Origin of the sequence: Chlorogloea sp. CCALA 695 (genome assembly GCF_003003885.1) — a bacterium.
GTDB lineage: Bacteria > Cyanobacteriota > Cyanobacteriia > Cyanobacteriales > Chroococcidiopsidaceae > Aliterella.
Window position 1 is genome coordinate 34,716 of the sequence record NZ_PVWN01000040.1, and the last position, 6,683, is coordinate 41,398.

The 6,683-nt window shown below is 42.6% G+C and carries 6 protein-coding genes; 3 read left to right on the forward strand and 3 right to left on the reverse strand.

Going from position 1 to position 6,683, the window contains the following annotated elements; genetic code table 11:
- Positions 1-7 precede the first annotated feature (7 nt).
- The gene (locus tag C7B70_RS17550; RefSeq protein ID WP_199192330.1) at positions 8-1,891 is read left to right on the forward strand and encodes an iron uptake porin; all 1,884 of its coding nucleotides are present in this window, start codon (positions 8-10) and stop codon (positions 1,889-1,891) included.
- 84 nt (positions 1,892-1,975) lie between these two features.
- The gene (locus C7B70_RS17555) at positions 1,976-2,839 is read left to right on the forward strand and encodes a Cof-type HAD-IIB family hydrolase (RefSeq protein WP_106370301.1); all 864 of its coding nucleotides are present in this window, start codon (positions 1,976-1,978) and stop codon (positions 2,837-2,839) included.
- A gap of 129 nt (positions 2,840-2,968) precedes the next feature.
- On the opposite strand, the gene C7B70_RS17560 is transcribed toward C7B70_RS17555, so the two are convergent.
- Positions 2,969-3,787, reverse strand: coding sequence for a DALR anticodon-binding domain-containing protein (locus C7B70_RS17560; protein WP_158260521.1), 819 nt, complete (start codon positions 3,785-3,787; stop codon positions 2,969-2,971).
- Positions 3,788-4,219: 432 nt separating this feature from the next.
- Between C7B70_RS17560 and C7B70_RS17565 the strand changes: the two genes are divergently transcribed.
- The gene (locus tag C7B70_RS17565) at positions 4,220-4,939 is read left to right on the forward strand and encodes a Crp/Fnr family transcriptional regulator (protein WP_106370303.1); all 720 of its coding nucleotides are present in this window, start codon (positions 4,220-4,222) and stop codon (positions 4,937-4,939) included.
- A 2-nt stretch (positions 4,940-4,941) separates the two neighbouring features.
- On the opposite strand, the gene C7B70_RS17570 is transcribed toward C7B70_RS17565, so the two are convergent.
- A complete protein-coding gene (locus C7B70_RS17570) occupies positions 4,942-6,027 on the reverse strand; it encodes a phosphate ABC transporter substrate-binding protein (RefSeq protein WP_106370304.1) in 1,086 nt (361 codons plus the stop codon).
- Positions 6,028-6,401: 374 nt separating this feature from the next.
- Positions 6,402-6,683: hypothetical protein (locus tag C7B70_RS26455; protein ID WP_199192331.1), on the reverse strand; the 282-nt coding region annotated here is incomplete at its 5' end.

Here is a 6,683-nt window from a genome sequence, read left to right on the forward strand (position 1 = left end):
GGAATATATGTCTAAAGTTTTTTGGAACGCGCTTAAACTAAGTCCAGTTTTATTAGGAGCTACCCTACTTGTAGCCAGCCGCGCCCAAGCTGCGGAAGTATCGGCGGCAGATTTAGCGCCAATTCCCAGCGCAAGTACAAATCAAGTAGTAGAAAGTCAGGTAGTAGCAATAAATGCTCCGGCAACTACTAAAGAAGTTGCCCAAGTTAGCCCCGCAACTCAAGAAATTATTGAATCAGCGCCCGTAGTTGTGAGCCAAAACGCTCCTGCTACTGGCAATCTAGCTCAAGTAACATCAGTTTCTCAGCTATCCGACGTACAACCAACAGACTGGGCGTTTCAAGCCTTACAGTCTTTAGTAGAGCGTTACGGTTGTATTGCTGGTTATCCTGACGGCACTTATCGCGGTAATCGCGCCTTAACTCGTTACGAGTTTGCCGCAGGTTTGAATGCTTGTTTAGACCGCGTTAACGAATTAATTGCTACTGCAACTGCTGACCTAGTAAGACGCGAAGACCTCGCCACCTTACAGCGCTTGCAAGAAGAATTTTCTGCCGAACTTGCTACCTTACGCGGTCGTGTAGATGCCGTAGAAGCTCGGACTGCGGAATTAGAAGCTAACCAGTTCTCTACCACAACTAAGTTGACTGGAGAAGTTGTTGCGGCGGTTTCTGATGCGTTTGGCGACGACAGAGCTATAGAAGATATTGATGGACAAGATAATGAGAATGATGAAAATGCTGAGGATGATGACGATGAGGATGATGAGGGAAACCTAGATGAAGGAACCAATACTACCCTTAGCGCTCGCGCTCGTTTGAACTTCAACACCAGTTTCACTGGTAGAGATTTACTCAGAACTCGTCTGCAAGCTGCAAACGTTAATACCTTCAATACTGGCACTCCTATGACCCGCTTAGGGTTTGAGACAAATACTGAGAACCAGTTTGAAATAGACGACTTTTTCTATCGTTTCCCCATCGGTGAGAGAGTCCAAGTACAAGTAGACTTTGCTAATACTGAATTTAACGATAACGTCTATACATTCAACCCAGCTTTTGAAAGTAGTGGACGTGGTGCAATCTCCCGCTTTGGTCGCTTTAACCCAATCTATCGTGTAGGTAGCGGTGCAGGGCTAACACTTCAATTCAACCCCAATGGTCCAATTGGCGCATCAGTAGGTTACATAGCAAATACTGCTGAAAATCCAAGTGAGGGTACAGGCTTATTTGACGGTTCTTTTGCTGCTCTCGGTCAAATTGCTTTTAGACCCAGCGAAGCAATCAACATTGGTTTGACCTACGCTCGTACTTATGACAAAGGTAATGGTGGTGATTTAGATAACAATGGTATCATTGACGGGGACGAGGTTCTTGGCGGTGGCGGCGTTGCTGGTGCTGACGGTACAAGCTTATTTGATGGTACAGGTAGTAATCGTGCTAACCGACCTTTCGGTAACGTACCTACGGCGGCTAACCACTATGGTGTACAAGCTAGTTTCCGTGCTAGTGACAAGTTTACACTTTCTGGTTGGGCTGGTCTTACAGACGCAGAAGATAAGTTCCGCGCTGGCGAGAACAGCGCAACTTCCTTCAACTATGCAGTTACTCTAGCTATCCAAGACGTTGGGCCCGAAGGTAGCCAACTTGGTTTAATCTTTGGTCAACCACCAAAAGTTACCGACAACGACTTAACCGTAGCTAACAACGGCGGTCTTGGCGGTGGTGGAGAAGACCCAGATACTTCTTACCACATTGAAGCGCTTTACCGTTTACAACTTAACGATAATATCGCTGTTACCCCAGGTTTATTGGTGATTCTTAACCCAGAACACAATGATGCTAACGACACAATTTATGTAGGAACCTTGCGTACTACATTCACATTCTAGAAACAGTGAATAACTGATAAAAAACTCGCTCTAGCTTCTTTAGTTAGAGCGAGTTTTTTCGTAATAGAAAACTAGCAAGCAATTATGCAGATATCTGTAGACCAAAATACACAAATAGCGCCCAGGGAAATTAAACTACTCGTGTTAGATATTGATGGCACGATCGCCGGAGAATCTAATACAATTAATCCCCGTGTCAAGGAAGCTGTCAAAGCGGCTCAAAATTGCGGCGTACAAGTTGCGATCGCAACAGGGAGAATGTATCGCTCGGCTTTGCGTTTCCATCAAGATATTGGCTCTACTTTGCCGCTACTCGCTTATCAGGGCGCTTGGATACAGAATCCAGCTACAGGGCAAATTCACCGTCATTTGTGCGTGCCTCCCGCTACCGCCCACAAGCTTTTAGACTACTTCGAGCAACCCCAGTTGCGGAGTCTGTTATCGGTACATTTTTACATCAACGATTGCTTGTATGTACGAGAGATTACCCCAGAAACAGAGATTTATGCTCAAAGATCGGAAATAGAAGCGATTTCTGTAGGAGATTTGCGCCGCGTTTTAAAGGATGCACCAACCAAAGTTTTAGCTTTAAGTGACGATACGGAGGTAATAGATCGCTTGCTAGGCAATTTGCGATCGCAATATACCCCCGCAGAACTCTATTTGACTAAATCTGTGGCGACATTTTTTGAAGCTACAAACCCTCTTGTCAATAAAGGTACAAGTGTGCGGTACTTAGCCGAAGAATTACTGAAAATAGACGCGGCTAATGTGATGACTATTGGCGATAACTTTAATGATGTAGAAATGCTAGAGTATGCAGGACTAGGTATAGCAATGGGTAATGCGCCTATGGATGTCCAGGCTGTTGCTCAGTGGGTTGCGCCTAATGTAGAGCAAGATGGAGCCGCCATAGCCATTGAAAAATTTTTACTAAATGACTATTAAACTTAGAAAGAACACCTACGACTTGCCGTATTTCGTCTCAACGTTTTTGCTAGTTCGCCCCTCACCCGAAATAAAATATATCTAAAGTCTTTTTAGAGTTTTCTATCTAAAGATGGATAGAGATATTAATTAAAGTTCTCGCGGTGCAAAAACTCCCAAGCGCTGTAACATAACCTTTAGGACAACGTAAGTCCCTAAAACTAAACCTAACCGTGCTTGTGCTAACTTGGGATTTTGGGCGTTCGTTTTGCCAAAAATTCGGCAGTCACGGTAAAAATCGGCAAAAGCTTTGCTTAAATTTAAGGCAGTTTTAGCCCAGTAATCTAAATTTAAGTCAGAACAACAAAGTTCGTCTACGACTTTAACAAGTTGGATAATTAAAGCATATTCGCACTGATGACAAAATTGCAATTGCTGCGGCGCACTCAACCAAGGTAAGGGACACGGCGAAGCGATAGTCATAATACTTGCATCTAGGGGCAAAAGGTTGAAGTCAGCAAATCTTGACTTAATGTTATTAGCTGCTATTTCTTCCAAACTAATCAAACCCTCCTTTTGAGCCAACTGCATCAAACCATAGCAACGTGCATGAGTGTATTGAATTGCGAACAAACTTGAATCATTCATTAACGGATGAGAAGATTTTGGGCATGGCAAACTATCTAACCGTAGTAACAAAAATGGCAGGCATTGAAGCCAAATTGCTAATTTAGGCTCTGTTAGTTTTAATTGCAAAAAACCCGGCGCTACGGCGGCGAAGGTAAAATACTGCTCCGAATTGGGAGTTTGAGCATGAACATTAACAAAGTCTTTTGCTATTTCTAAAGGAGGAAGATTTAAAAATTTACTGAATGTAAATGCTACGTTAGATACATACACTACTTGACAGCGATCGCCAGATCGGTAGGATGTAGAAATAGAATAAGCTTGTTGCTGTGAATAGTTCACAAAATAGTTATCTACAGCACTTTGTAATCTGCTTAAAGCTAGTTGCTTAATTGCAGGATAGGCAATAAATAATTGACAAGGGTGATATTGTATACTCAAGCAAACCCGCTCGAAACAAAAATGATCGGTTAGATAATTTCAACCAATGCGATCGCGCCATTAATTTATGCACACACTTATTCTACTATTTCACATCTAATTACTGATTTTTATCTGCCTAGATTGAATTACAATAGCTACAAATTTACAATCACTAACATTAACTAAATAATAAGTAAATCCAACTACGAGTATTTAGATAAATGTGTAAATATAGTAAGCTTGACAGCTTAGATCGCCCGATTCCTTTGTATAGACCTATCATTACAGAAAGTCGGTAACGCCTGCAAATAATGTAACTTTTCGCGCTGTTAGTGCCATTTATTTTAAATTATGCAATCTCCATCTTTTTCAGAGCCATCACGACCTTTTTTAACTTGGCAACGGATTCTCGACTGGGCTAACGAGCATTATCGATGCCGCAGTTTTAGTAAAGATGAGCGAATCCCTGCTAGACCTGGATTGCTGTATTTAGTCCAACGAGGTGCTGTGCGGCTTGTTGGAACTGCTCAACCTAGCACTACAGCAAGTCAATTAATGTCCCGGCGGATTCACCGTACTCCTGAAGAAGCTTTTTTAGGTTTTGTAGGAGCGGGACAGCCCTTTGAAATTGTTGCTCAATCTCCTTTTACACTCCAAAGTTACGCCCATGTAGACCAAACTTCAGTAGTATGGATGTACTGGCACGACTTAGATAACTGGCCCCACTTCCGTCGGGAAGTGCTTGATGCCTTTCGCTACCAACATCAGCGCAAGCTTTTATGGCTCAGTGCTTTGGGTCAAAGACGGACAATTGATCGCTTGTTAGGCTTTTTGACTTTATTAGTAGAAGAATACGGCGAAGCTTCAGTAAGTGAAGAAGACCCCGAAACTCTGCGCGGTTATTATTTGCCTTTTCCTTTGACTCATGCTCAAATTGGTAGCGCCATCGGCTCTACGCGCGTTACCGTCACTCGTTTAATGGGTAAGCTACGTCAAAAGGGTTTATTAGTTAATCAAGGAGATAACTTAATTTGTTTGCCTGCTGCTTCGATCAATTTGGTACGACATTAAGGTTAGCGAATTCTCACAAACCCGCTTTGAGTAATTAATTCTTGCCCTTGATTTGAGAGCAGAAAATTTATGTAAGCCTCCCCAGCCAACTGCTCGTCTTGACCATTTTGTTTGATGATCGCAAATAAATTCCGAGTAAGGGGGTACGCGCCCGATTGAAAAGCCTCGGTATTTAATCGGTTGCGCTGACTAGGGCATTGAGACAACGACACAAAAGGTTCTTGATAGGGGGCAACTAATTCGTTAGCTTTGCGCCCTAAAGGAATAGGCTTAATCGTACACTGGGGGACGACTTCGGGGGCAGAAGCATAGTAAATTCCCCCAGGGCTATTAGCTAATTTTTGCAAAGCTTGAGTAGTCGTACCTACAAACTGGACATTGGCGGCAAACTTTTGACCACCCAAAACATCCTGGACGAAAAGCTCTACCGTACCACCATCATTAGCGGGGCGCGAATAAGGTTGGATAGGAATATTTGCGCCGCCTAATTGTTGCCAGTTAGTAACTTTGCCTGTATAAATAGACCGAAGTTGGTCTATGGTCAGTCCAGAGATAGCTAAGTTAGGGTTTACAGCTACCGCCAAACCATCAATAGCAACAGGAGTTTGTTGCAGCTTGAATCCTCTAGTTTGAGCGCTGCTTAACTCCTCGTCTCGAAGACTTCGTGAGGATTGAGCAAAGTCTAGTGTCCCAGCAATTAACATCCTAATCCCCGTTGATGACCCCGGTGATTCCCCGGTGGGCGTGACGTAACGCAAACGAAATTCGGGACGCGCGGCTTGAATGGCTGAATCAACGCTCAAACGGATAGGGGCCCAAGACGTACTACCACCATAATTAAATAAACCGCTAGGAACTTTGGGAATTGAGGCAAAATCCTTAATAAAGTTGCTTTGCTGTCCAACTGGACTAGAGTTGTTTATGCCACCATTATCTGCGGGACTAGAATCGGTTAGAGGAGAAGAATTATTTAATTTGTCTAATCTAATGCCAGATTTTTGAGTAAACCACCAGAAGCCTCCAGCAATTAACCCTGCTGTAACTAAAAGCGCCAAGACAAGAACAGTTGTTTCGTTTCTTTGAGACATAGGTGACGATAGCTTCTACGGGTTACTGTTGCTTGCTCTAAGGCAGACAACTTCTCTTAAATAAACATTTGTTACTCAGGTCTTTTAGCTAAACTTACTAACTTTTACCCTTTGTCAAAACTTACGGTAAGTTGTAGGTTTACGTAACTAATATTACCATGCTCAGTAAGTATTTACCCTTAAAACTTTTTATAGTTGTTATTAGTATAATCAAAATTTAATCTTATTTAAATTTAAATTTAACCTAACTTTAATAGTTCTTAACTTAATTAAAACCAAAGTTTATCTAATTTTTCATAAAGCTTTAAACTAGATCGCTTTAAATAAAGGAAGTGAAAAAATTTAATTGCTAAGGAAAAGCGTAGAGAGGCAAATTATAAATAACGATGCACCCCCCCTATTTTTCTTCCCTGAATTACTCCCTCTAATCGGCTCTTTATAAACTTCTCCTCTTTTCTTTCCCCTCTTTCCCTCTCCCTCTCCCCCTCCTCCTCTCCTTCTCTCCCTCTTTCCCCTTCTTTTCCCCTCCTCCCTTTTCTCTCCCCCCTTTTCTCCCCCTTTTCCCCTCTCTTCCTTTCTTTCTCTTCTCCCCCCCTTCTCTCTCCCTTCTCTTTCTCTTCCCTTTTTTCCCTCTTCTCTTTCTCTCCCCCTTTCCC

Coding starts and splice junctions, on each gene's coding strand:
- C7B70_RS17555 (WP_106370301.1), top strand. CDS start 1,976: ATGCAGATATCTGTAGACCAAAATACACAAATAGCGCCCAGGGAAATT.
- C7B70_RS17550 (WP_199192330.1), top strand. CDS start 8: ATGTCTAAAGTTTTTTGGAACGCGCTTAAACTAAGTCCAGTTTTATTA.
- C7B70_RS17570 (WP_106370304.1), bottom strand. CDS start 6,027: ATGTCTCAAAGAAACGAAACAACTGTTCTTGTCTTGGCGCTTTTAGTT.
- C7B70_RS17565 (WP_106370303.1), top strand. CDS start 4,220: ATGCAATCTCCATCTTTTTCAGAGCCATCACGACCTTTTTTAACTTGG.